The sequence below is a fragment of the Streptomyces cynarae genome, assembly GCF_025642135.1.
Lineage (GTDB): Bacteria > Actinomycetota > Actinomycetes > Streptomycetales > Streptomycetaceae > Streptomyces > Streptomyces cynarae.
This window is the reverse complement of record NZ_CP106794.1, coordinates 180734-202970: the sequence shown is the minus strand read 5'-3', so window position 1 is coordinate 202970 and position 22237 is coordinate 180734. Positions and strand designations below refer to the sequence as shown.

Genomic DNA, 22237 nt, shown 5'->3' with positions numbered 1-22237 from the left:
ACCGCGCTATTCGTCCTGGCGGGCTGCGCGGTAGCCGGCCCAGCTTTCACCTGCTAGCTGACCCCAACGGTGGGCAGTGGTCGCGGCAACGCCGAACAATCGCTCACGACAGGGCCGCTGAGGAACAACTGGAGCGCGACTATCAAAAGTGGCGTACTGCGAGTGCGGACGCACTGCGCATGGCCTGTGGTGGACGTCAAGGAGCACGAACTGGTGTGGATCGTCTACTGCACGTCCGCGGAGTTCGCGCGCACTCGGAATCCGGAGTTCATGCTCGCAGGCAACGGGCCGTACCTGGCCGACCGTGTCGACGGAGGACTGCATCAGGTTGGCGTGGTCTCCGCGGTGACCGGAGCATGGGAGGACGACTACCGAGCCCGGATACGTGGGCTGCCGGTGCGCACCGCGGTGGACGATCTACACGAAGTGCTCCGCGAAGTCGCCGCTACGCGCGGCCGCATGCATGCTGTGTGGACACTGCGTCAGAGGCTGCCCGTGCTCTCGCCTGCGGAGGCCATCGAGTGCGTGAGCACGTTGCTGCACGGTGACGCACCCTCCCGCCTGGTGGCCGCCGCCACCAGAGAACTCGTGGAGCCTCTCAACCAGGTACTTGCTGTGAAGACCGTTCTGAGTGGAGCGGTTATCCGAGCCGGTCAAAGACCCGACGGATGACTGGAAAAAGCCAGTCGGCATGCCGATCGCGCATCCGGTCCCGTTCCTCGCCCGCCGCCGTGCCGAAGACGGCCGACGGAGGAGTACCGGACGCCGAGTCGGGAGGAGTGGGAAGTTGACAAACGCCGTGTCGAACTCGGCTCCTGCGGCCGACTCTACGGAACCCCCTGTGCACACGAGCATGCCTGCATACGCTGCCCGATGCTCAGCATCAACCCGCAGATGCTGCCACGGCTCGATGAACTAGAGGAAGACCTGATCAACCGCCGTAAGCGGGCGGTCGAGGAAGGGTGGCGGGGCGAGATCGAAGGACTCGACCGACCTTCCTACGCAGCAAGCGTCAGCAGACCCGTCGCATCCAGCGAAGTGGACCCGTTGCGCGGGGGTTTCCGTACCAGTGGCTTTCGCTCACTTGAAGGTGGCGTCAGAAAGGCGGATCTTCGGCGAATCCCTCAGCGCCGGTGCCAGCGTCAGTGGCGCTGTTCGGTTCCTGCGGGAAGGATGTGGTGTCCTCGTCCCAGGAGGCGAGTGCGCCAACCGCGTGGTGCCGGTAGGGCGTGGCCTCGGCGGCAGCAAGAGCCCGGACTGCGTCACGCAGATCTGCTCTGTGGTGAGCCAGTTCCGGCGCGGTAAGCAGCGGCAGTAGGGCTGCCAGGGCAGCCTCACGGATCTGTCGTTCGTCGTCAGTTAGGAAGGGCCGTATGACGTCGTGAAGGGCGGGGCGCAGAGCGCGGAAAGCCTCGATGTCAGCCTGGAGGCCGCCAGGCACTTCTTCGTTGGCGTCCGCAGCTGTGCGTCCAAGCCAGTCCAGAAGACCTATGCGAAGAAGGAATCGAGGCTTCTCACCGAAGTGGGCGGCTTCCCACGCGGTCTGGGTGGTGACCTTTGCCAGAGTGGCATCCGGCCACGGAGCCCGCGCGAAAACCGATTGGCGGACCACGGTGGCCGCTGCTACTTTCGCGGAGGCCGTGCGAGAGAACGAGGAGGTGGTACCCGTGAACGTATCGATATGGGTGCTCTCCTCCGGGGTCACGGTCGGGCGATAGGTCGTCCGGGAGCGCCGTTCAAGCGCACTCCCGAAAGGCACGACCATGGCCCTTCACTTCACTTCCGAACAGCGCCTCGACGACGACGTCCTCGAACGCGAATTCACTCTCGGTGAGATCCCCGGCATCCTGTGGACGCCCGCATCCGCACCGGCGCCGCTGATCCTGCTCGGCCACCCCCCGCTCGGACTGCACAAGATGTACCCCCGACTGGTGGCGCGGGCCCGGCATGCCGCGGCGGATGGCTTCGCCGCGGCCACCATTGAGCTCCCCGGGAGCGGTGACCGGCCCCGTTGGGCCGCCGCCGAGCAGGCCCGCGCCGACCTGCGCAGGGCTATGGAAGCAGGCGAGCCGGTCAGCGACGAGATCATCGACGCCCTCATCCTCCCGCTCGTCGATAAGGCGGTCCCGGAATGGCAGGCCGCCCTTGACGCCCTCCTGTCGCTGCCCGAGATCGGCGGCCCGGTCGGGTACTCGGGGGGAGTGATCTCCATCGGCGTTCGCCTTGCGGTGGTCGAGCCGCGCATCGTGGCCGCCGGTTTCTTCGCCGGGAGTTTCGTGCCTCGCGCCATGTTCGAGGAGGCTCGCCAGGTCACCATTCCTCTGCACGTCCTGCTGCAGTGGGACGACGAAGGGAACGACCGGCAGGCGGCCCTGGGCCTGTTCGACGCCTTCGGATCCAAGGAGAAGACGCTGAACGCCAATATGGGCGGACACACCGGCGTCCCGCAGTACGCGGGTGACGCCGCGGCCCAGTTCTTCACCCGGCACCTGAAGTGAGGCCGGGCCGCCATGCCATCAGCAGACGGTAAGCCATGTCGGCCAGGATGCTGCTCGTCGAGGGCAGATCCCGGCGCTCCTCTGCTGTTTATGCTGCGGGCCCCTGCCAACTCGGCAGGGGCCCGCGCTGCCCGAAGCCATGAACTGTTCGATTTCTGCAGTGCTTCGGGTGCTGCCTAATCTCGTGTCCAGGTGCTGTCGGCTCTCGTGGACAAAGCCAAGGGCGGGAACGCGCGGAGCGCCGCGCCGGGCCGGGAAGGGCGGGACGCGGCGCTCCGGGGCGGTGCTACTGGGTGGTGGTGTCGGTGACCACGAGGAACTGGTCGCTGTGCAGGTCTGGGCAGCGGCGTACTCTTCCGCCGGCCAGGAGCCGCGGGGGCCTCCGGCGGGGAACCGTTCCAGGACGGTGCGCTGGGGCGGGGTGGGCTTCAAGGTCGCCTCCGTTCGGATGTGGCTGGCGGTCACGGGTCGGTGTCCTCGGGTGCGGGGACGTCGCCGAACATGTCGTCCATCGCCTGCGGGACGGCGGGCCGGTTTTCGGGCCGGGTCGCGTTGAGGACCGTGTTGGTGAGGTCGATCAGGTCGATGTCCTCGAACAGCTCGGTCAGGTCCGCGATGGTCTGCGGGTCCAGGGCGACGCCGTTGGGGCGTTCGCTGTCCAGGTAGCAGCTCATGGCGTCGATGTAGTCGGCGAGCCGGTGGGCCATGGCCGGGGTGACGTCGAAGCTGTGGCAGTGCTCCAGGCCCGAGCCGAGGGTGCCTGTCGGGCTGATGTGGATGCGGATGCTGTGCCCGGGTCCGGGGGCGGCTTGTCCGAAGCCGGTGAGGGCTTCGGCGAGAGCCGCGATGGCACTGTTGCGGTCCGCGTCTGTTGCGGTCGCGGTGTCTGTGTCGTCCCCGTCCGCGTCCAGCATCGGCGCTTCCCAGAGCACTTCGAGGGTGTCGGCGTGCAGCCGGATGATCCCGTCGGCGGTGTCTGGGAGCGTGAGGTGGCCGATGACGCGTAGCAGGTCGCCGGGCTGCCGCTCGGTGAGCATGGCGTGCGCGATTTCCGGCTCCATGGTGGTGCAGGGAATGACCGCTTCTTCCCCCAGGTGGTCGGTGCCGGCGGAGCAGTTCAGCCGCCAGGAGGCGGTGCCGTCCCGGTCGCCGGGTTCGGGGTCGGCGGCCAGGTAGCCGTCCAGTGCGAGCGGGATGGCGTCCATCAGCTCGCCCTACCTTTCTGATCATGGGTTGCCCCCAGCCATTCGTAGGGTTGTGGCACCCAGGGGGGTGGGGTGTGGCTCTCAGCTGCGCTGCCGTCCATGGCTTCGGAGGCTTGGCCGCCCCGCTCCCCACGACGACTCGGCCGCCGATTGGGAAGTGCGAACAGGTCGCTGTGTAGGGCAATGCCGGCGAGGTCGTCCGTGGTACGCAAGGCAGGAACGACTTCGGGAGCACGATGAGCCGGATATGGGCCGGGATCGACTGCGGCAAGACGCACCATCACTGCGTCGCCATGGACGCTGACGGCAAGACCCTGTTGTCGCGCCGCGTGGCCAACGACGAGCCAGAGCTTCTCCAGCTGATCGGCGACGTCCTCGACACCGCGGACGGCCGCGAGGTGACGTGGGCGTTGGACATGGCGGGCGGCGAACCCGGTCTGCTGATCGCGGTCCTGATCAACCACATGCAGGAGCTGCTGTACATCCCTGGCCGCATGGTGAACCGCGCCTCCGACGCCTACCGCGGCGAGGGCAAGACCGATGCTCGCGACGCCAGGATCATCGCTGACCAGGCACGCATGCGCCGGGACCTTCGGCCCATCCGCCCCGGCGACGAGGCCAACATCGAGTTGGGACTGCTGACCAGCCGCCGCGTCGACCTGGTCGCCGAGCGGACTCGTACCATCAACCGGCTCCGCTCGGTGCTGACCAGCATGTTCCCCGCTTTGGAGCGAGCTGTTGAACTCACCAACGCCGGACCGCTGGTCCTGCTCACCGGCTACCGGACTCCGGCCGCTCTGCGCCGGATCGGCATCAGCCGGCTGACGACCTGGCTGCGCAATCGCAAGGTCCGTGGAGCCGAGAACCTGGCCAAGGCAGCTGTGGAGGCCGCCGAGCGTCAGCACACAGCCGTCGCTGGCGAGAAGGTCATCGCCCAGATGGTCCACACCCTGGCAAAGGAGGTGATGGCCCTCAACGAGAAGATCGCTGAGACCGAAAAGCTCATCGAGGGCCGGTTTCGCGAACACGAGCTCGCCGAGATAGTGCTCAGCATGCCGGGCATGGGCCCGAAGCTCGGTGCCGAGTTCCTGGTCGCGGTCGGCGGCAGCCTGGACAGCTTCCCCACCGCCGACCAACTCGCGGCCTTCGGCGGTGTCGCTCCCGCCCCGCACGATTCCGGCAAGACCAGCGGAAATCTGCGCCGCCCACAGCGCTACCACCGGCGCCTGCAGCACGTCTTCTACACATCCGCGCTGGTCAGTTCCTGGAGCGATCCGAACTCCAAGCGGTTTTATAACCGCAAGAGAGGCGAAGGAAAGAGTCACATCCAGGCCGTCCTGGCGCTGGCCCGGCGACGCGTCAACGTCCTGTGGGCACTCATCCGCGACCGACGGTGCTACCAAGTCGAACCTCCAGCAACGGCCTGCTGAACGCTCGTCCTGTCCAGCCGGAGGCCATCGCGTACTGTTCCCGCACGACTGCACGGTGCGAAGATCGAAAGACCTACACCTGAGCGGGGGACGTAGATGAACGTGCTGATCAGGCCTGCACGGGCAACGGAAGCCGACGTACTCACCGACTTGGCACTGCGGTCCAAGGCGCATTGGGGCTATGACGCCGAGTTCCTGGAAGCGTGTCGAGACGAGCTCACCGTCGCCGCGAACGATGTCGCACGCCGACGAGCCACGGTGGCTGACAGAGATGGCCGCATCCTGGGCTTCACGACTCTTGAGGGAGAGCCACCCACAGGCGTTCTGGGCATGATGTTCGTCGAGCCGCAGGCCATTGGCCAGGGTATCGGCCGCCTGCTGTTCGAAAGCACCATCGCTGCCGGACGAGACCTGGGGTTCACCCAGCTCACGATCGACGCAGACCCGAATGCCGAGCCGTTCTACCGCGCGATGGGCGCAGTCCGCATAGGAAGCGTCCCCTCGGGCTCCATCGTCGGCAGAGTGCTGCCGCAAATGGTGGTCACCATCCAGCGCTGAATCAGCGCCGCTTGACAACATCATTGGGAAGCCTCCGCCAGGTTGGTGGTGCGGTGGGCGGCGTCGTAGGCATCCAGGACGGCCTTGGACGGGTTGCCCCGGTCGGCGACCTGGTGGCCGTTGGCGCGCGCCCACGTGCGGATCGCGGCCAGCTCTTCCTTGCTGCGCTTGCCGGTCGGAGCCGCCGGGGCCGGGGCGGGAGCCAGGGGCGTGGCGTCCTGTACCGCCGTGGCGGCGTGACCGCCGGCCTTCACCGCACGCAGCTGCGCCTGCGCGGCCTCGAGTTCAACCTTGGCCTTCGCGACGCGCTCCTCTGCCTGGCGCTGGGCTGCGTCAGTGGCGCGGCGCTCGGTCAGCTCGGTGAGATCGCTGCGGACGCGGGCGGCCCGGTTGCGGATGTTGGCAGCAGGGTGGCTCTCCGCCCAGGCGAGCAGGGCCTCGATTCCGTCGGCGTCCATCGTGCTGTCGGACGCTGCGGCGGCCGTCTCCGGGGTGCCGGTGCTGTCGTCCGTGTCCGCGTCGGTGGCGGGCAGTCCGGTGTTCTGGACGGCTTCGGCGATTTTGGCGTGTTGGAGGGCGTCGGCGAGTTCGTCCTCCGACAGGCCGAGAGTGTCGCGGATGTGCTCGGGGCTGTCGCCGTTGTTCAGCATGGAGACGGCGGTGGCGGTGAAGGCGTTGACGGTTTCGGTGGGCATCGTCTCTCCGGTCGGGGAGTCGTCGGGGGTCGTGAGGTGCGGAAGCAGTCGTACGAGGTCGTCCTCACCGCAGGGCAGACCGAGCGCGCCCAGCAGGTCGGTGAGGTCGTCCTTGTCGCGGGCGTGGCGGGCGACGACCAGGGAGGCGGCGGCGTTCTGGTCGCTGCCGAGCGGGGTGAGTTCGAGGTCCTCGGCTGCGAGGCCCTTTTTCATGTCGGTGAACATGACCGGCCCTCCTACGCGGCCCTGGTGCGGGGTTTGCGCAGGGCGATGTCCAGCAGCTCGAGGTTGCGCTTCTGCTGGGCGGGGGTGAGCGGCCGGGCCTTCGCGCCGTGGCGGTGCCACAGCGGATGGGCGGGCGGCTCGGGGTAGGCGAGGGCATGGTCGACGTCGCGGTTGGTGCTGCTCAAGGGGGCCTCCAGGTGGAGGGGTCAGGCGTGGTCGTCGTCGCGCCGGCGTTTGGACTGGATGTCGGAGGCGAACCGGCTGAGGCGGGCCTCAACGGGGTTCGCAGCGATCCAGTCCTCAGCGCACGCCTTGTGCACGGGCTCCCCGTAGTGGGAGCGCATCGGCGTGGGCTTGTCGCACAGCGCGCAGGAGCGGTCCTGCCAGCGGTCGAAGTGCTGGCTGTCGCGCCATTCGAGGAGAGCGCCGGGAGCCGGGACCAGGCCCGGCTCAAACAGCGGCCGCTTGCCTCGCGGGCGGGTCACGGCCGGAAGTCGGGCAGCTGTTGGAACACCTGCGCCAGCAGGTCCGGCGTCGGCTTCCAGGCCGGAAGCGCGCCCGTGGCGGGCACGGGCAGGGCGAGCTCCTGGATGTCGGCGAGGACCAGGTGGTGCGCGCCGCGCTCAGCCCAGGGGCTGGTGCACCGCTCCGGCCCTTGGTCCGGGTGGCAGCCGGTGAGGCGGGCGACGCCGATGACCGCGCCCAGGTGCAGTTCGCGGCCGCGGATCGCGGTGGCGACCAGCGGGTCGCGCAGCACGGCGGGCTCCGGCTTCTTCTTTCCGGCGTGGATCAGGAGCCAGCCTTCCCACGGCCAGTGCACGGGCTGGTTCTCCGGGTTCTTCCCGGCGAGGATGCAGGTCGCCCAGGGCTGGCGGATCGTGATGCCCCGGATCCAGTCACCTTCGGGCATGACGGAGTCCATACTGAGGATCTCCCTCTCGTCTTGTGCGGGATGGGATGGGCCCGGGACGGGCGGTTGGTTTGGACGCCTTGTCGTCCGTCCCGGGGCGTAGCTACAGGTCGAAGTCGCCGTCGTCGGCGCGGGTCCAGCTGTACGGGTTGTTCCATTGGCCGGCGGTCGCGGCCTTCCAGTTGAGCTCCCAGCCGGGCCGGTAGCCGCAGGCTCCCCAGCCGTCCGGCCGGTCGTGGGGGATCTCGAGTCCGGCCTCGCGTGCGGCGCGTGCCGCGTCGTAGACCTCGTGTGCAATCCGTACGGCGGCGCTGCGGCTGTCGGCCTGGCCGGTGAAGACGTGCACACCGTGCCGGTCGGGGTGGTTGGTGTCGTGTATGGGGACGTCGACCTCGTAGATCCGCAGGTGCATGACGTCCATCTCCTTCCTGGCTGTCCGGGGTTGAGGGGACACTGCGACCGCCCCGGCCTCGAGGTGCGGGGCCGGGGCGGCACAGAGTGCGCTCAACTGGCGATTCAGCCGACCGTGGCGATGGCGTTGCGCAGGTGGGTGCGTGCCCAGGCCAGGATCGAGGGCTGGTCACCGGCGGGGCTGGTCAGCGCGTCGGTGAGGTAGGTGAGGGCGGAGTCGAGGTCCTCGCTGGCGTCCTGCCAGGTGCCGAGGCTGGACGCGCCGAGGACGTCGCGGACTTCTTCGACCAGGTCGATGAAGGCGTTCGGGGTGGTGCCGCGCTGCGACTGGCCGCCGATGAGAGCGGCGAGGTCGGCGGCGAAGCAGTCGCGGAGCGCGGCGAAGATGTCGGCCTTGGTCTGGGTGGTCACGGGGGCCTCCCGGTCAGTAGTCAAGCCGGATCGTGATGGGCCGCCGGGGATCACCGGCGTGGGTGTGGATGGTGCGGCGGTGCGCGGCGAGGCCCGCGGCGCCACCCTGGATCGGCAGGTGGCACTCGGGGCAGCCGTGCCACCACTCATCCCCGGCCGACAGTTCGGCCGGGGTGAGCGGGTGCGGGTGGGGGCCGTCGGCGGCGCGGCTCATGCGACCGCGTCCGCGAACTGTGCTTCCAGGTCCGCGCGGCCCTCGGGGTCGTCGTCCTGGTCGTCGGCCTCCTGGTCGACGTCGTCGAAGCCGCCGTGGACGGTGCAGACGATGTCCGGGTCGCTGTCCATGGCTCCGGTCAGCGCCTTGTGCAGGTCGGTGATCGAGTAGGCCGGCGCCCACGCTTGCCCGGCGCACTCCGGGTCGAAGGGGCAGGGCAGCAGGACATCGAAGCCGAAGTCGCCCTCGCCGTCGACGTCGTCGCGGAACGCCAGGGTGAGGTACTGCTGCCCGAGGCGGATCTCCGCGACGCGGTCCCGGCCGGTCACCAGGCCCGAGCCCGGCCGCCACTGCCACAGCGGCAGGATCTCCGGGCCGAAGAAGCGGCGGACCAGCAGCAGATCGCCCAGGCCCTCGCTGCCGTCGCGCCCGAGTTCGTTCTCTCGGACGTGCGAGAGCCGCTTCAGGGGCGGCTCCAGGCGGTACAGGGAGTCGGCGAACAGGACCTCGTTGAAGCCCTCCGCCCGCAGCGACTGGTGGGAGTGGACCATCGCCTTGTGCTGCGCGCGGACGGTGTCCTCCGGGACGGTGCGGTTGGCCGGGCGCGGTCCCTGCCCTGCGACGCAGACGTCGGCCGGAGTGGCCACGATGACCGCGATGGCAGGCATGTTGTGCCGTTTGGCCGCGGCGACCAGCGGCTGCCTGGATTCGCGGGACACGTTCGTGGCGTTCCCTGGCAAGTCGACGTGTTCGATCGCTGAGGCCGCAGCGTTTGACGTTGCGTAAGACGACGGTCGGGGGCACGAGTCGTTTCTCGTGCCCCCGACCGTGGCTCAGGGAGCGGGTAAACGGTGTCGGGAAGCTGCAGCAGCTCTCCGACAGGTTGTTGTCTCGATCGTGCCTAGCTCGGGGGTAGTTCGCAGGAGTCGGTCGGACTGCACATCGCCGCACCGTCGACGCTGTTAGGGCTGTCGGTCCAGGCCCGCTCCAGCGCCCGCGTGAAGGCATCGACAGACTGGCCGCCGGAGATGACGGTGTGTCCGTCGATGAGGAAGAAGGGGACACCCGGCACATCGAGTTCGGCGGCACGTTGTTCGTTGGTGCGGACCGCGGCGGCGTAGGCGGACGGGTCATCGAGCACCCGCTGGACGTCTGGGGCCTCCAGCCCCGTCTCGATGGCAAGTTCGATCAGGGGGCTGGGGGTGAACAGATTGCGGGCCTCGGCGAAGTTGGCGCGGAAGGCGGCGGCGACCAGCTGGTGCTGGAGACCGTACTCGCGGGCCAGATGGATCAGGCGGTGGAGGTCGAAGGTGCTGCCGACGTGCCGGTCGGTGCGGTAATCGAGCCCTTCGGCGCGGGCCAGCTCGGCAACCTGCCGGTCCATGCCGGGTCCGCGGGACCCGAATTTGCCGAGCAGCATCTGCCCAACGGGCTCGACACGCGCCTTGTCGCGTCCCGGCTCCAGCTCAAAGGAGCGGTAGAGCACCTCGACTTGGCTACGGTGGGCAAATGCGGCCAGGGCACGAGCGAAGCGTGCCTTACCGATGTAGCACCAGGGACAGATGATGTCCGCCCATATCTCTACGCGCATGCGGCAACGTCCTTGGAGTTGATCAGGAGTGGGTCAGGACAGCGACTGTCGGCCCGAGGGCGTCTGTAGCCGGGTGTCGCCTCGGCCGGCGAGGCGACACCCGGCGGTGAGGGCGAGCGTCAGGGAGTCATGGCCGCGTGGACGCCGGCGGAGTCGACGATCTGCTCGAAGCGCACGATACGCCCGCCGCGCACGATGAAGCAGTGGGCAACCCGCACGCTCATCGACTTGCCCGTGGCCCTGTTCGTGGCGCTGTAGCGTCCCAGGACGACGACCCGCTCACCGTCGACGACGTAGGTGTCGTCGTGGGTGACCCAGCCGTCCCAGGCCGCGGCCAGCTGCTCGAAGACGCCCTTGATCACACCGTCCGGGGTGCGGTAGGTGCCGGCCAGCGGGAAACCCGCCGCCTCGATCCACTCCACGTCGTCCGCGACCGCCGTGCGCCACATCTGAAGATCACCAGTGGCTGAGGCCAGGTACTGGCGGCGCACCACGTCCGCAGGCGCAGTGGAGGCCAGATCGTGTGCGGGCATCAGAACATGCCGTTGGGGTTGGCCGCGGTCTCCGGCACGTCCTGGATCACGTCCCAGTGCTCGACGACCTTGCCGTTCTCCAACCGGAAGAAGTCCGCCAGGGCACGGCCCGGCTTGCCGGGCTCCAGGATGAGGTGGGAGTGCGTGACGACCATGTCACCCTCGGCCAGGACCCGCTTGATGTCCAACTGCAGCTGCGGGTACTCGCCGCGCAGCCACTTCACGAATCCGGTGAAGGCTTCCGGGCCGTCGGCAGCATCCGGGTTGTGCTGTATGTAGCGGTCGCCGAAGTGGTCCGCGATGGCCTTCTCGGGGTTGCCGCCGAAGGCGGTCTGGTAGTAGTCGACGACGATCTGCTTGTTGCGCTCGAGCTGCGACATGAGTCATTCCGTTCGGGGTGGGTGGTTCCCGGGAACGAAGACTCTGAAGGAGGTCGTAGTACCGGGAACCAGGATTTCTCAACTGGTGCCCTCGCGTCATCAAAAGGGCGGCCTGGGCGGCACGCCGACGCTGGTACTACTTTCTCTTGCCGTCCCGCAGGCGGGACGTACGCCAGGATCTGCCGCTATTCAGCGGTGATTTCTTGTCGCACATTCAACATAACCCGCAGACTCGACCCACGCAAACCGCGAAAGACTCGATCCAGGGGCTGATCAGTCTTGCAGGTCTGTGACACCGTCGCGGAGGCCGAAGCAGCGTTCGGCGACCACGCGGATGCGGCTGGAAGCCTCGCTTGAGGCGCATCGCGGGTCGCAGGCGGCCTCCACCGGGACCGGGGTGGCAGCACCTTCTTTGCCGGGTTGGGCCGGCTCGGTGACGGCGGCCCCGGTGTCCTGGCCTAACCGAGGCCGTTCTCGTATCCGGCGCCGCCGGAGTCGTCAGGTTCGTGGCCGGCGCAGCGGCACGACGTTGTCAGCGGCAGATGAACCCGTCTGCTGAGCGTCGTCATGAATGAGCACGGGCTGACGGTTGGCGGTCAGCTGCCAGGCGCCGGCCTTGAGCATGGTGGTGGCGGCCGTGGCGACGGCTGCGAGCAGCAGAGCGGTTCGTCCTTCTCGCTCGGGACGGGGGCGGTGCGTGCGGCCGGGCGGCCTGTCCAGTCCTCGCCGGACCCGCAGGGCGGGCGGCGAGGACCAGGCAGGGCGTCGGGTCAGCGCTGGAGTGGGTGGACGTTGTCGGGGCCGAGGTCGCCGCCTGCCGGGGGTGGGGGCGGGGAGGGTGGCGTGCAGGTGGAGGGCGGGGTTGAACTGGTACTGCGGCGGGTGGTTGTGGACGATGGGCCGCAGGGTGAGGCCGCGCAGGGCGAAGATGCTGGCCAGCGCCCACATGAGGCCAGACCTTCACCGACCCACGGCTCTGCTCGGCGATCGTGGACCAGGTCACCTTCAACGCGCACATCGTCGAGACCGGCACCGACAGCTTCCGTCTGGCCCAGACCCAGAAGAGACGCCGCCAAGGCTGACAGGGCCGGTCAAACACAATCCCATCATGCGTGAGCGCGCGTCGGTCCCGGGAAACAGGCTCCGGGAGCGGGTTCGTGGGCGACATACTGGCCGCTGTGACGACTTACGAGACCAAGACGCGATGAGCACACCGACCCTGGTCGTCGTGAGCGGCGGCCCCGGCACAGGGAAGACCACGCTCGCCCACGAGCTCGCCCGTGTCCTCGGATGCCCCGCGATCATCCGCGACGAGATCAAACAGGGCATGGTCATGTCCCATCCTGGCTACCAGAGCGGCGGCGACGATCCCCTCAACTACCCGACCTTGGACGCCTTCTTCGGAGTACTGAAGGTGCTCCTGAAGGTCGGCGTCACGGTGGTCGCTGAAGCGGCCTTCCAGGACCGGCTGTGGCGGCCGAACCTCGAGCCGCTCACCGGCCTCGCACATCTCCGCGTCATCCGCTGCACCACCGACGCCGACATTGCCCACGACCGCATCATCCAGCGCGCCAAGGAAGACGCCCACCGGGCCGCCCACGGCGACCAAGACCTGCTCGACTCCATCGCCGCCGGAGGACACTCTCTCGACTCCTTCGTCCCGATCTCCTTGGACGTCCCCACCCTGACCGTGAACACCTCACACGGCTACCAGCCAGCTGTGCCGGACATCGCAGCCTTCGCCACGACGGCCCTTGATGCAACAGGCTCTCGACGCGGTGCCTCGTTGCATCGAACACATCTTTAGCTTCGGTGCTCTCAGCGAGCCCAGACGTCGTCGCGGCGGGTGGCGATGTAGTCCGTCCAGTCGCGGTTGGCCAGCCGACTCCCACTCGGATGCGGGTGGGGTTTCGCTGTGAGGCAGATGATCCGGCGCGTGGGCTGTTGCGCGGGGTCGGCGTGCGTCACGCTGGGGCCACGGGAGTTGGGGGAGTGATGGGCTGGTTTCGCAGTGATCCGCCGGTGGTGGATTTCGACGCGGTGATCGACACCGATGGCGTGACCTGGCAGGCGTACACCGACGAGGACGGCGTGCTGGTCATCGACACCGACGCCGACGTCGAGGTCTTCGTCAACCGGGCCATCGTGGGCGGATACGTGTATCCGGCCTGGGTGGACGACTACGGGCGCCTCGTCATAGAACTGGGCGACTGATCGGCAACAGCGGTCACAGTCCCTTGGCATCGGCCAGTGACGCGGCCTCGTCGAGCATCCGCAGCGGGGTGCGTCCGCTTCCGAAGGCGTCATTGAAGGCGGGTACGGACTCGATGTCGTCTCCGAAGCGTCGGTGGATGGCCTCCAGGACGACGCGGGCGGCGTCGGCTTCCAGGCCGCGGTCGCCTGCCGCTTCCGCGCGGATAGCTCCCAGTAGGCAGACGGCGCCGTCGTCGTCGACCAGGGCGCCGGCACACCATCCGTCGGCTTCCATCCGGCGATGGGCCCGCTCCAGGAGCGCTGCGACCGGCGTGCTGTAGGTCTGCGGTGCCGACGGGGTCAGGGTCGGCGTGAGCGGGAGTGGGACGGTGACGACGTCGGCGACGTCAACCGGCTCGGTGGGGATGTGGGCGGTGCGCACCTCGTAGGCGACGGCGGCTTCGTCCAGGCGTACGGACATGGCGGCGTCCACGGCGGCCAGCCGTGCCTCCAGACTCAGGTTGCTTCGGTCGCTGGCAGGCCGGGAGGTGTCGGTCGGCGGGGCCTGCCGTGTGGCGTGGTGCGGGTGCAGGGAAGCGGGCATGGCAGGCCTCCGTTCGGTTGGGTTAGTGGAGCGAGGCGAGCTGGGCGACGGTGTGGAGCAGGGTGGTGATCGCGGGGGCGATGCCGGTGGAGGCGAGGAAGAAGCCGAACGCGCTGCAGGCGAGGGCGGATCCGATGCGCACGTAGCCCTGCCGCAGCAGCATGACCACCACGATGAACAGCAGCAGGGCAGCGGAGACGGAGACGATCACGGTGTGTCCTTCCAAGGGGTGAGGAGGCGGCGCCCGGGCGGGCGAGCCCGGGCAGCGAAGACGCGGGCCCTGGCAGATAGCCAGGGCCCGCGCGGGGTTGGGGGTGTTCAGTCGTCGGCAGCGAGGGCGAAGTCGGCACGCAGTTCGCGCAGCACGTCGTCTGCGGCGTCCGGCTTGACCAGAACGTCGCGGGCTTTGCCGCCGTCGGCGGGGCCGACGATGCCGAGCTGCTCCAGGGCGTCCATCACGCGCCCGGCGAGGGCGAAGCCGATGCGGAGCTTGCGCTGCAGCATCGAGTGAGATCCGAACTGGGTGGTGATGATGAGGTCGGCGGCCTGGACGAGGAGCTCGCCGTTGACCCCGTCCGGCAGCCGACCGTCGCCCGGTTTCTGGATGTCCTGCTCGACAGCGGCCTGGGTGTCCCTGCCGGCGGGTGCGTACAGGCCGTGGTCGACCTGGGTGAGCTTGCCTTCGGCGACCAGGTCGCTGAGGGCGTTGCGGACGGTGCCGGCGGCCGCGTCGACCTGCTCGCGGATCTCCTTGGCCGTCATCTCCCAGTCGACCACGGCCAGGATCTGGTCCTTCACCGTGGTCTTCTTCGGCTTGGCCGCAGGCGCGGAGGCCGGGGCGAGGAAGGCGGGGATCGCTGGCATGCCGCCGTTGCCCCGGCTGCCTTCGCCGTCGGTGGCGTAATCATCGACGGGGGAGTCCCAGTCGCCGTACAGGTCGCCCATCGCGGCCAGGGCTTCGATCTCGCGGTCGGTGAGCGTGTTGACCGTGCCACCTTCCGGGAAGATCTCCTCGAGGTTGTGGCCGCTGCCGTCCTTGGGCAGATGCACGTACAGGGCGCGCATCATGCGCGGTGCTGAGCCGCCAGTCAGGACGTGTCCCATGCCGGCCGTGGACTGGCCGCGGGCGGCGACGGTGACGCCGTTCATGCGGTCTTCCAGCGACAGGCCACCGCCGACCACGGTGGGGATCGTGGGCAGCGTGACGCCGTCGGGGAGCATGCCCTCGGTGGCCTGCCGGTCGGAAATGCCGGAGACCGTGCGCAGCACCACGCCGGTGCCGGAGCGGGTCTGCTCGCGCAGCGACCGGTCACCGCCGATGCGGGCCAAATCCAGCATCTGACCAGCGAACAGGATGCCGACGCCGTACTTGCGGCCGCGTTCGGCGATGTAGACGGCGTTCTGGGCGATTTCCTGCCCTGCGGGGGAGTCGTCGCACAGCCCGTTGAACTCGTCCAGGTTCAGCACGAGCAGCGGGTAGGGGGAGGCGGGGGAGAAGTCGTGCCCGACTTCCTTGTTGATCTCGCCGCGGATCGTCATCAGCGCGACCGCGGCCCGGGTGGCGCGCGCGGCGTAGGCGCGGCCGGCGCCCTGGCGGTCGATGTACTGCCCGGCGGCGGCCAGCTGGGCGTCCGGGTCCAGGGAGGCGAGCCAGGAGACGGCGCCGGCGTTGGCCTGGGCGGCCAGCCCCAGCACGATCACCACGGTCTTGCCGGAGCCGGTGACGCCGACGACGTAGCCGTGCACGGCGCCCTTCTCGTCGAAGAGGCGGGCTTCGACGTCGGTGCCGTCGTGGGCGGTGCCCAGCACCCAGTAGCCGTCCGCGTCGGGGGTGAGCAACTCGCGGGTGGCCGGGCGCATGCCGGTCAGCGGGGAACTCTCGTAGAGGGTAACCAGGACCTGTGAGCCGCCGTCGGATTCGGCGACCAGCCGCAGTTCGGAGGCTTTGACACCGAACGCGGTGCACAGCTGGGCGTGGTTGACGCGGGCCACCTGCCCCGGCGGAACCTCGGCGAGGATCATCCCGCGGGCCGGGATCTGCCCGTGGGCTTCGTGCCGTTCGACGCGCACGATGCTGCTGCCAGGGATCGCGCCGCCCGCTTGGGCGACTCGTTCCGCCCAGACGCTTTCCAGGCCGCCGCTGCGCACCCGGGTCGGCGTCACCGTCAGCTGCACCCTGCCCGGGCCGGTGTTCGGCTTTTCCTGTACGTCCACGCACGCGGTGGGCACCCCGAACGCCGCAGCGGCGTCGACGAGGTCGATACGTGGGACGGGTTTGCTGGCCGGGGCGACGATGTCGGCGGCGAAGTCGGGGTGGGCGGGGGAGACGAGCTGCTCGATGTTCTCCAGCCAGGTGCCGGGGGCGACCTCGGCTTCGGCCCACAGCCGCATCACCAGGCCGGCGAATCCAGGCGGGTAGACCGCGGCCGCCGTCGTTGCGTCGGCCGGGCTCCAGCTGGCGCGGGTGACGGGCAGCGCGGCGGCCATGCCGGCGCCCCAGCCGAGCGCGAGCACCGGCTCCCACCACGGGCGGCCCGGCGTGTAGGCGGAGACGGCGTAGACGGCGCCGCCCGTGACCGGGCCCAGGACCTTCTGCGCGGTCCTGATCGCCTTGCGGAAGTCGCCGGTTTTGACCTTGCGGTACAGCCACCACACGCAGCCGCCGCTCACGGCGGCGACGGTGGCGTGGGCGGGCAGCAGGTCCATGGAGGGCACGTAGGTGAGGGCGGCGGCGGATGCCCCGTAGGCGGCCAGTTCCGCTTTCGCCCGTGCGGGCATCCTGCGCATCACGACGGCTTCGGTCCTTCCTGATCACGACGGGGTAGGGATGGTGGGGTGGAATGCGGTGGGGCCGCGCCCGGGATCGGGTGCGGCCCCACGAGGTGGTGCGTTGTGCGAGGTGTTCAGAGCGGCCTGTAGAAGCCGGGCTTGGCTTGGCGGGCCTTGGAGGAGGTGGCGGCGGCGTGGATGCCGCCGTACTCCGCTTGGTGCTCGTCCTTGAGGTGGCCGGCGGCCTGGTGCATCGACTCTGCTGCGGACTGCAGCTGCTTGCAGCCGCCGACCACCCGGCCGAAGGCCTCGCCGACGTCGGCGACGGCGGCGACATGATGGGGGTCGACTTCCGCGGCCGCGCACAGCTCGGCGACGGTGACGGCCGCGTTCGCGTTGTCGCGCATGCGCTGCGCCACGTGCTCGGCTTCTTCAAGCAGCTGGGCTGCGGCGTGCTGGAGAGCGGTGAACTTGGCGACGAGGGCGGTGTAGCCGTTGGCGGCTCCGTCCGCGCCGACGGCGGGTGCAATCTGCCCCACGGGGCGCCTCCTTATTGCTGGTCAGTTCTCGTTGTGGATGCGGGCGCTGGGCGTGGCGAGACCGGCGTCGATGGTGGCGGCCTGGGTGGGCCGGTAGTCGCGCGCCATCGCGGTCTCTTCGGCTTCGGCAGTCTCGGCGGCGTCAAGGGAGGCCTTGGCCATGCGTTCAGCCTGCACCACCAGCTGGCCGACGGTCTCCATCAGCACCGCCACGGCCCGCAGGGTCCGAGGACCGCTGACGTTGTGGTTCGCCGCCAGGTCGTGCGCCATCGTCTCCAGCTCGCTCAGCAGCCGACGGGCCTGCCGGGCGAGTTCCGCGCACTCGTCGTGTGTCTCCATACCGGCCGTGGTCAGGAGTGTCAGCGCCTTCAGCGCGTCATCGAGCCGGATTTCGGTGGCGTGCCGTGCGGCCATGCCGCCCGGCGCCGGCACAGTCGCTGCGACGGGTACGGAGACGGCTCCGGTCCTTGCGGGAGCAGCGGGCATGGGGATGGGGTCCTTTCTGCGAGTGGTGCCGGGCCGCTGCCCGGCCGGGCGCTGCGGCGCGCGTGGCAGTGCAGGCGGCCCCTGGCGGGGCAGCTGCCGCTGTCCGGTGCCGACCGCGGTCGGCTCCCAGCGCTTGGCGTGCGTGCCGGGCGGGTCGACCTGCTCCACAGTGATCGTGACCGTGGGGCCGGACGAGTCGGCGTCGAAGGGAGAAGTCCTCGGCCCGTAGCCGGGCCCTGAGCCACCGGCGCCCGTACCGGCGCCGCGCCCCGTGCCGCGGTTGGAGGCGGATCCTTTGCCGGAAGAGCCTTTGCCGGTGCTGGGGCGGTGGCGGGGGCCGCCGTTGGCCTTCCAGTGGTCGCGGCGTTTTTTCCAGCGGTCGTGCGCGGTCTCGTAGACGGCGTCCCAGAAGCCGACCCTGTCGCCGGGCGCCGTCCATCCGTTGCCGTTGTTGACGGGCCGCGCGCCCCCGGTGCCACCACTGGAAGCCGACCGCGGGCCACCACCGCCCTTGGCTGCGCCCGGGGTGCCGGTACCGGACCGGCGGGCCTTCCACCGGTCCTGCAACCTCTCCCCGGCAGCCTCCCAGAACGTCGGCCCGGAGCGCGCTTTCTTGACCGCTTGCCGGACCGCGGCCTTCGTGGCCGCCGCGCCAGCACCCGCCGCGCTGCCCGAGTTCTTCAGGCCCGGAGTTGCGCCCGTGCCGCCGGCGTTCTTCTTGCCCTTGTTCCACCACTCGGCGAGGGCCTGGCGCGGCGACCGGCGCGCGCCTGGCCCGGAGGTCTGCGAGCCGCCACCCGACCCTCCGCGGCCGCCAGAGCTCCCGGAGCCACCGCTGCCTGATGGCCCGCCGTTTCGGCCCCAGCCGCTGCCGTTTCGGCCGGAGGGCCCGCCGTTTCGGGTGGAGGGCCCGCCGTTTCGGGCAGAGCCTTGGTCAGTTCGGCCGCGGGATCCGACGTTTCGGCTCCAGGCGCTGCCGGAGCCCGTCCCGCCGCTGCCGCCTCGGCCCCACGCGGAGCGTCCGGACGACCCGGTCGACCGCCCCTGCGCCAAGCCGCTAAGCAGCCCGCTACGGCCCATTCCCGACCTGCTCGGACCGATGCCGCCACCGCCCCGAGCCGGGCTGCCAGAGCCTCGCCCAAGGGTGCTGCGGCCGTATTCGTGGCTGGAGGGGACACGGCGTGCCCGGGCGCGCGCAGCGGTCGCTTCCGCGGCGTGCCGGGTGGCGTCCGCAGTGGCCTTCGCCGCGAGCAGTTCCAGCTCCCGCTGGTGCGCGGCCGCCTCGGCGCGACGGGGCCCCGACTCCTGGATCCAGGTCTGCAGCCCCTCGAACGCCGCAAGGGCGATGGCGAGGATGGCCGCCAGCGACAGGGCGCCGGTACGGGGCGGTCCCGCATCGGGGGCCGGCCCGTCGGGCAGGCCCTCGCTGCGCAGCGGCGCCGCACCATTTGAGGGGTGCGCGGCGCGTGGGGTACTTCGGGCGCGTCGAAGGCAGAAATTCGAACATGCCCCGGCCCCGCATCGGGGGCGTCGCCGGCGCCGTTCAGGTCCGGCCGGGGCGGGACGGGCGGGGGCGGCGGGGAGCCGATCCGGGGCAGTGAGACCACGTTGTCCGGGCTGTCGTCGGACACGCGCCCTCCCTTCCTGGTGACTGCCGGTCACGGGAGGGGGCCGCCTCGCACGCGTACGCGTACGCGTAGTTGGGACCCCCGTCAACCCCCATTCCGGCGGTGATGATGATGACGATGACGATTACTGGCAGTGATCCCGGTAGATCCGCTCCAGCTCCGCCGACAACGTGTTGAAGACGCTGTGGTCGCCGGTGCGGCGGACCTTCTGGACCGCTGAGACCTTCACCAGGTCGAGCCAGACCCGGAAGAACTCCTCAGGCCCGCGCTCACCTTGAGCGCGGGCCTGTTCGAATCGGCTGTTCCAGTAGGCGGCCTTCCTCGGAGACAGCTGCGCGGCCATCAGGCGCCCCGCCGCTGCTGGCTGTTCGGGCCGAAAAAGTCACCCAGCAGCTTCGGCTGGCCCGCCGGGCCGTCATCGGCGTCGGCCGGGGCGAGCCGCTGCAGGGTCTGCTGCGCGCTGTTGTGCGCGGCGGCCTGCAACTGCTGCTTACGCTGGGCCTTCTTCAGCGCCTTGTCCTCGCGCCGCTGGACGACCACTTCCGGCTGGGTCTCCTCATAGGCCGCCACGGTCGCATTGATGGCCTTGGCGGCCTTGCGCATAGCCTTCGCGGCGTCCCGCAGCGGCTTGACCCGCTTGCGGGCCCGCATCGACGCAGACAGACCCCAGGGCAGGTCACCGTCCACGCGGCGGCCCTTGAGGTCAGCCTGGAGAGCGTCAGCAATGGCGTCGTAGGCCTGGGCGTCGTTCAGCAGGCTGCCACGGTGCTGGGCCTGCCAGCCCTCGCGCTGCCCAGGCAGGGCCAGGGCCTGCACGCCCGTGGTGACGCGGGTGGCGATGTCCTTGCTCATCAGCAGTTTCTCCTCAAGAGGGGTGGTGGTGCGATCCGGATCAGTGGAAAAGTGCGGGTGGCGTCTTCGGCGCCTTCGCCGTGTCCCCGAGTTGTCAGCAGCAGCTCGGGGGCCGGCGGAACCGTCGAATCAGTCCGCTGGTGCAGGTCACTGCTCGGGGCGGTAGCCGCCTGCGAGCAGCTCGGCGGCCTCCTGCCGGTACTCGGAGGCGGTGCCCGGAGAGACCACCAGCTCGCGCTGGATGTCGGCGAGCGGCAGCTGATGGGCGATGCCGGCGGCGGTCACGAGAACCATACGGGCGACCTTGCGGACCGCCCGCTCGCGCGGGCTCAGCTTCGCTACGTCCTCCATTTCGACCGCGCGCCGCTCGATTTCGGCAGCGGCCAGCCGCCTTTCAGCAGCGGCGAACTCGATTTCGGACTCCCGCCTGCGGGCCTCCTGCGTGTTGGCGTCGGCGACCGCCTTCCGCTCGGCTTCCTCCGCCGCGAGCCGGTCAGCTTCGGCAGCACGGCGGCGGGCTTCGGCAGCAGCCTCCTCCGTTTCGGCGGTGACCCGATCGGCTTCGGCAGCGCGCTTCCGGGCCTCCGCGATCTCCGCCGTCTCGATCGCCCAGTCCTCCGCCGCGGCGACCCGCTCGGCCTCCGCCGCTTCCTTCCGCTTCTGCGCCGCTTGGCGCTCCAGCTCGGCTGCCCGGACGTCCGCGGCGGCCTTCGCCTCGCGCTCTTCGGACTCCTTGCGCTCCGCTTCGGCCTGGCGGGCGCGGGCTTCGGCCATGAGTGCCGTCTCCAGCGCCTGTTCCTCAAGCTCAGCAGCCCGTTCAGCAGCGCTGGCCTGGGCCTTGGCGCGGGCGCGGGCTTCTGCCTTCTGGCCTTCCACACGGGCACGGACGGCCTCCAGGTCGCCGTCGGCCTCCAGCCGGTCGGCTTCGGCCTTCTTCTGCGCGATCTCTCGGCGCGTCTCCGCGTCCAGGCGTCGGCGCTCGGCCTCCTCCGCCCGCTTCTCCGCCTCGCGTTCCTGCTGCTCAGGCAGCGCCAGAGCCTCCGAGACGGTGTATCCGTAGGGGGCCATCGTCATCGGCAGCCGCTCGTCTTCCGTGGCCTGGGAGAGGTCGCCGTTGTGCTTGCGCTTGAGCCACTGCTTGTAGGCGATGAGCTCCTGGTCGCGGCGGATCATCTCCGGGTAGGAGTTGACCCCCCACAGCCGCATCCGGCGGTAGATCCGCCCCGTGGCAAGGGGGGAGAGAATCCAGCGGTGCAGCGGGATCCGGTCCGTATGTGTACCGGCTTCCAACTGCGCCCTTTTGATGAACAGCCGCCGCGCGGCCTCCACGCCGATCACGAAGAGCAGCGGCATGACGCCGTGGCTGGCAGCCTTGACCGGGTCGGCGGCGATGTGGCCCTGCGAGGAGGCGTTGAACCAAATCGTGGCGCCGGTCATCGCATGCGCGGCAAGCCGGAGCAGCGGCCACGGGGTGTCCTTGCGGATCAGGTACAGGTCCAGCGCGAGGAACGCGATGATGCTCGCGTCCACGCCGACCGGGAACCAGGGCGCCAGCCGCTCGCTGAATCCCCAGCTCAGGGCCACCTTTGCCAGGGTGCTGTAGGACATGGCGAATCCGATGATGCCGACCAGCGTCCCGCCGATCGCGGCGGTGAACGACAGGGCGGTCATCAGGCGGTCGCGCTTGGGCTTGATCGTCTTCCGCTTCTGCGTCCCCGAAACGCCTCCGGCCGCTCCCGAAGCCTTCTCGGGTGCGTCCGAAACGGGGTTCGGTGGGCGCGAAACAAGGGTGTCGGGTGCCGCGTTCTGCGGCACTTCGGTGATCGTCATCGGGGCCTCCGGACGGAGCGGTTCAAGGTGTGCGCGAAACGGTGGGGGCCGCTCCCGAAACGCGGGCGGCTGCTCCCGAAATAGCGGTCGGCGGAGCCGAAATGGGGCCCGAGGAGGCGGTGCCTTCCCGGAGTTGGCCGTTCCGAAAGGCCAGCTGCCCGTGAGGCGGGCAGCCGGTCCGGGGGAATGCTGAGGAGTGGGCGCGAAACTGCCCGCCGCACCCGCCAGGTGGATCGAAGTGGGGACTGTCCGACTCCCCGTCACCACTCGAACCG

27 protein-coding genes and 2 pseudogenes are annotated in these 22237 nt (G+C 69.7%); 7 read left to right on the top strand and 22 right to left on the bottom strand.

The features are described from left to right. Positions 1 to 186: 186 nt before the first annotated feature. Positions 187 to 672, top strand: coding sequence for a YrhB domain-containing protein (locus N8I84_RS42005; RefSeq protein ID WP_313884366.1), 486 nt, complete (start codon positions 187 to 189; stop codon positions 670 to 672). Positions 673 to 1096: 424 nt separating this feature from the next. Here the strand turns inward: N8I84_RS42005 and N8I84_RS42000 are convergent, their stop codons facing one another. Further along, complete coding sequence (locus tag N8I84_RS42000; RefSeq protein ID WP_263235279.1) at positions 1097 to 1705, bottom strand: hypothetical protein; 609 nt, start codon at positions 1703 to 1705, stop codon at positions 1097 to 1099. Between the two features lie 58 nt (positions 1706 to 1763). Here N8I84_RS42000 and N8I84_RS41995 point away from each other — a divergent pair, with 58 nt between their 5' ends. Then, positions 1764 to 2498, top strand: a complete 735-nt coding sequence (locus N8I84_RS41995; RefSeq protein ID WP_263235278.1) for an alpha/beta hydrolase — start codon at positions 1764 to 1766, stop codon at positions 2496 to 2498. Positions 2499 to 2959: 461 nt separating this feature from the next. Here N8I84_RS41995 and N8I84_RS41990 read toward each other — a convergent pair whose 3' ends face one another. Continuing rightward, on the bottom strand, positions 2960 to 3703 hold the full coding sequence (locus N8I84_RS41990; protein WP_263235277.1) for a hypothetical protein: 744 nt from the start codon (positions 3701 to 3703) through the stop codon (positions 2960 to 2962). Between the two features lie 236 nt (positions 3704 to 3939). Here N8I84_RS41990 and N8I84_RS41985 point away from each other — a divergent pair, with 236 nt between their 5' ends. Both N8I84_RS41985 and N8I84_RS41980 read left to right on the top strand, forming a co-directional pair. After that, positions 3940 to 5133 carry an IS110 family RNA-guided transposase gene (locus tag N8I84_RS41985; RefSeq protein ID WP_263235276.1) on the top strand — a complete coding sequence of 398 codons (1194 nt, stop codon included), beginning with the start codon at positions 3940 to 3942 and terminating at the stop codon, positions 5131 to 5133. Positions 5134 to 5229: 96 nt separating this feature from the next. Continuing rightward, a complete protein-coding gene (locus N8I84_RS41980; protein WP_263235274.1) occupies positions 5230 to 5691 on the top strand; it encodes a GNAT family N-acetyltransferase in 462 nt (153 codons plus the stop codon). Positions 5692 to 5711: 20 nt separating this feature from the next. On the opposite strand, the gene N8I84_RS41975 is transcribed toward N8I84_RS41980, so the two are convergent. The 12 genes and pseudogenes from N8I84_RS41975 to N8I84_RS41920 form a co-directional block, all read right to left on the bottom strand. Beyond that, entirely contained in the window at positions 5712 to 6611 is a 900-nt protein-coding gene (locus tag N8I84_RS41975) for an Lsr2 family protein (RefSeq protein WP_263235273.1), read from the bottom strand. An 11-nt stretch (positions 6612 to 6622) separates the two neighbouring features. Further along, on the bottom strand, positions 6623 to 6796 hold the full coding sequence (locus tag N8I84_RS41970; protein ID WP_263235272.1) for a hypothetical protein: 174 nt from the start codon (positions 6794 to 6796) through the stop codon (positions 6623 to 6625). Between the two features lie 21 nt (positions 6797 to 6817). Further along, on the bottom strand, positions 6818 to 7096 hold the full coding sequence (locus N8I84_RS41965) for a hypothetical protein (RefSeq protein WP_263235271.1): 279 nt from the start codon (positions 7094 to 7096) through the stop codon (positions 6818 to 6820). Further along, a complete protein-coding gene (locus N8I84_RS41960) occupies positions 7093 to 7521 on the bottom strand; it encodes an ASCH domain-containing protein (protein WP_263235270.1) in 429 nt (142 codons plus the stop codon). Before N8I84_RS41960 ends, N8I84_RS41965 begins: the two co-directional genes overlap by 4 nt. Before the next feature lie 103 nt (positions 7522 to 7624). Further along, positions 7625 to 7942 carry a hypothetical protein gene (locus N8I84_RS41955; RefSeq protein WP_390899094.1) on the bottom strand — a complete coding sequence of 106 codons (318 nt, stop codon included), beginning with the start codon at positions 7940 to 7942 and terminating at the stop codon, positions 7625 to 7627. 95 nt (positions 7943 to 8037) lie between these two features. Next, positions 8038 to 8343, bottom strand: coding sequence for a hypothetical protein (locus N8I84_RS41950; protein ID WP_263235269.1), 306 nt, complete (start codon positions 8341 to 8343; stop codon positions 8038 to 8040). Positions 8344 to 8356: 13 nt separating this feature from the next. Continuing rightward, positions 8357 to 8557 carry a hypothetical protein gene (locus N8I84_RS41945; protein WP_263235268.1) on the bottom strand — a complete coding sequence of 67 codons (201 nt, stop codon included), beginning with the start codon at positions 8555 to 8557 and terminating at the stop codon, positions 8357 to 8359. Beyond that, positions 8554 to 9288, bottom strand: a pseudogene (locus N8I84_RS41940) (AAA family ATPase); the annotation flags it as partial. The pseudogene N8I84_RS41940 and the gene N8I84_RS41945, both read right to left, overlap by 4 nt. Positions 9289 to 9458: 170 nt before the next feature. Beyond that, positions 9459 to 10148 (bottom strand): DsbA family oxidoreductase, encoded by a 690-nt coding sequence (locus tag N8I84_RS41935; protein ID WP_263235266.1) that lies wholly within the window; start codon positions 10146 to 10148, stop codon positions 9459 to 9461. A 119-nt stretch (positions 10149 to 10267) separates the two neighbouring features. After that, on the bottom strand, positions 10268 to 10681 hold the full coding sequence (locus N8I84_RS41930) for a nuclear transport factor 2 family protein (RefSeq protein WP_263235265.1): 414 nt from the start codon (positions 10679 to 10681) through the stop codon (positions 10268 to 10270). After that, the gene (locus N8I84_RS41925; RefSeq protein WP_263235264.1) at positions 10681 to 11061 is read right to left on the bottom strand and encodes a nuclear transport factor 2 family protein; all 381 of its coding nucleotides are present in this window, start codon (positions 11059 to 11061) and stop codon (positions 10681 to 10683) included. The genes N8I84_RS41930 and N8I84_RS41925 overlap by 1 nt, the downstream gene beginning before the upstream one ends. 498 nt (positions 11062 to 11559) lie before the next feature. Next, positions 11560 to 12009, bottom strand: a complete 450-nt coding sequence (locus N8I84_RS41920; RefSeq protein ID WP_263235263.1) for a hypothetical protein — start codon at positions 12007 to 12009, stop codon at positions 11560 to 11562. A 5-nt stretch (positions 12010 to 12014) separates the two neighbouring features. Here N8I84_RS41920 and N8I84_RS41915 point away from each other — a divergent pair. From N8I84_RS41915 to N8I84_RS41905, 3 genes and pseudogenes are all read left to right on the top strand, one after another. Next, positions 12015 to 12143: pseudogene (locus N8I84_RS41915) on the top strand (ATP-binding protein); the annotation flags it as partial. Between the two features lie 122 nt (positions 12144 to 12265). Then, a complete protein-coding gene (locus tag N8I84_RS41910; protein WP_263235262.1) occupies positions 12266 to 12868 on the top strand; it encodes an AAA family ATPase in 603 nt (200 codons plus the stop codon). 188 nt (positions 12869 to 13056) lie between these two features. Next, positions 13057 to 13275, top strand: coding sequence for a hypothetical protein (locus tag N8I84_RS41905; RefSeq protein ID WP_263235261.1), 219 nt, complete (start codon positions 13057 to 13059; stop codon positions 13273 to 13275). 13 nt (positions 13276 to 13288) lie between these two features. On the opposite strand, the gene N8I84_RS41900 is transcribed toward N8I84_RS41905, so the two are convergent. From N8I84_RS41900 to N8I84_RS41865, 8 genes are all read right to left on the bottom strand, one after another. Next, on the bottom strand, positions 13289 to 13858 hold the full coding sequence (locus N8I84_RS41900) for a DUF6197 family protein (protein WP_263235259.1): 570 nt from the start codon (positions 13856 to 13858) through the stop codon (positions 13289 to 13291). A 22-nt stretch (positions 13859 to 13880) separates the two neighbouring features. Further along, positions 13881 to 14069, bottom strand: coding sequence for a hypothetical protein (locus N8I84_RS41895; protein ID WP_263235258.1), 189 nt, complete (start codon positions 14067 to 14069; stop codon positions 13881 to 13883). 107 nt (positions 14070 to 14176) lie between these two features. Next, entirely contained in the window at positions 14177 to 16645 is a 2469-nt protein-coding gene (locus tag N8I84_RS41890; protein ID WP_263235482.1) for a DNA translocase FtsK, read from the bottom strand. A gap of 116 nt (positions 16646 to 16761) precedes the next feature. Next, positions 16762 to 17166 (bottom strand): hypothetical protein, encoded by a 405-nt coding sequence (locus N8I84_RS41885; protein WP_263235257.1) that lies wholly within the window; start codon positions 17164 to 17166, stop codon positions 16762 to 16764. A 21-nt stretch (positions 17167 to 17187) separates the two neighbouring features. Further along, complete coding sequence (locus N8I84_RS41880; RefSeq protein ID WP_263235255.1) at positions 17188 to 18219, bottom strand: hypothetical protein; 1032 nt, start codon at positions 18217 to 18219, stop codon at positions 17188 to 17190. Between the two features lie 1185 nt (positions 18220 to 19404). Continuing rightward, entirely contained in the window at positions 19405 to 19623 is a 219-nt protein-coding gene (locus N8I84_RS41875) for a hypothetical protein (RefSeq protein WP_263235254.1), read from the bottom strand. Then, a complete protein-coding gene (locus tag N8I84_RS41870; RefSeq protein WP_263235252.1) occupies positions 19623 to 20132 on the bottom strand; it encodes a hypothetical protein in 510 nt (169 codons plus the stop codon). The genes N8I84_RS41875 and N8I84_RS41870 overlap by 1 nt, the downstream gene beginning before the upstream one ends. Positions 20133 to 20279: 147 nt before the next feature. Beyond that, positions 20280 to 21962: a DUF2637 domain-containing protein gene (locus tag N8I84_RS41865; protein ID WP_263235250.1), complete on the bottom strand. Its 1683-nt coding sequence runs from the start codon at positions 21960 to 21962 to the stop codon at positions 20280 to 20282. Positions 21963 to 22237: the final 275 nt, after the last annotated feature.

Excerpts from the sequence above, each read along its gene's own strand:
- N8I84_RS41995 (WP_263235278.1), top strand. The coding sequence starts at position 1,764 with ATGGCCCTTCACTTCACTTCCGAACAGCGCCTCGACGACGACGTCCTC.
- N8I84_RS41990 (WP_263235277.1), bottom strand. The coding sequence starts at position 3,703 with ATGGACGCCATCCCGCTCGCACTGGACGGCTACCTGGCCGCCGACCCC.
- N8I84_RS41985 (WP_263235276.1), top strand. The coding sequence starts at position 3,940 with ATGAGCCGGATATGGGCCGGGATCGACTGCGGCAAGACGCACCATCAC.
- N8I84_RS41980 (WP_263235274.1), top strand. The coding sequence starts at position 5,230 with ATGAACGTGCTGATCAGGCCTGCACGGGCAACGGAAGCCGACGTACTC.
- N8I84_RS41975 (WP_263235273.1), bottom strand. The coding sequence starts at position 6,611 with ATGTTCACCGACATGAAAAAGGGCCTCGCAGCCGAGGACCTCGAACTC.
- N8I84_RS41960 (WP_263235270.1), bottom strand. The coding sequence starts at position 7,521 with ATGCCCGAAGGTGACTGGATCCGGGGCATCACGATCCGCCAGCCCTGG.
- N8I84_RS41955 (WP_390899094.1), bottom strand. The coding sequence starts at position 7,942 with ATGGACGTCATGCACCTGCGGATCTACGAGGTCGACGTCCCCATACAC.
- N8I84_RS41945 (WP_263235268.1), bottom strand. The coding sequence starts at position 8,557 with ATGAGCCGCGCCGCCGACGGCCCCCACCCGCACCCGCTCACCCCGGCC.
- N8I84_RS41935 (WP_263235266.1), bottom strand. The coding sequence starts at position 10,148 with ATGCGCGTAGAGATATGGGCGGACATCATCTGTCCCTGGTGCTACATC.
- N8I84_RS41930 (WP_263235265.1), bottom strand. The coding sequence starts at position 10,681 with ATGCCCGCACACGATCTGGCCTCCACTGCGCCTGCGGACGTGGTGCGC.
- N8I84_RS41925 (WP_263235264.1), bottom strand. The coding sequence starts at position 11,061 with ATGTCGCAGCTCGAGCGCAACAAGCAGATCGTCGTCGACTACTACCAG.
- N8I84_RS41920 (WP_263235263.1), bottom strand. The coding sequence starts at position 12,009 with ATGTGGGCGCTGGCCAGCATCTTCGCCCTGCGCGGCCTCACCCTGCGG.
- N8I84_RS41910 (WP_263235262.1), top strand. The coding sequence starts at position 12,266 with ATGAGCACACCGACCCTGGTCGTCGTGAGCGGCGGCCCCGGCACAGGG.
- N8I84_RS41905 (WP_263235261.1), top strand. The coding sequence starts at position 13,057 with ATGGGCTGGTTTCGCAGTGATCCGCCGGTGGTGGATTTCGACGCGGTG.
- N8I84_RS41900 (WP_263235259.1), bottom strand. The coding sequence starts at position 13,858 with ATGCCCGCTTCCCTGCACCCGCACCACGCCACACGGCAGGCCCCGCCG.
- N8I84_RS41890 (WP_263235482.1), bottom strand. The coding sequence starts at position 16,645 with ATGCGCAGGATGCCCGCACGGGCGAAAGCGGAACTGGCCGCCTACGGG.
- N8I84_RS41875 (WP_263235254.1), bottom strand. The coding sequence starts at position 19,623 with ATGGCCGCGCAGCTGTCTCCGAGGAAGGCCGCCTACTGGAACAGCCGA.
- N8I84_RS41870 (WP_263235252.1), bottom strand. The coding sequence starts at position 20,132 with ATGAGCAAGGACATCGCCACCCGCGTCACCACGGGCGTGCAGGCCCTG.
- N8I84_RS41865 (WP_263235250.1), bottom strand. The coding sequence starts at position 21,962 with ATGACGATCACCGAAGTGCCGCAGAACGCGGCACCCGACACCCTTGTT.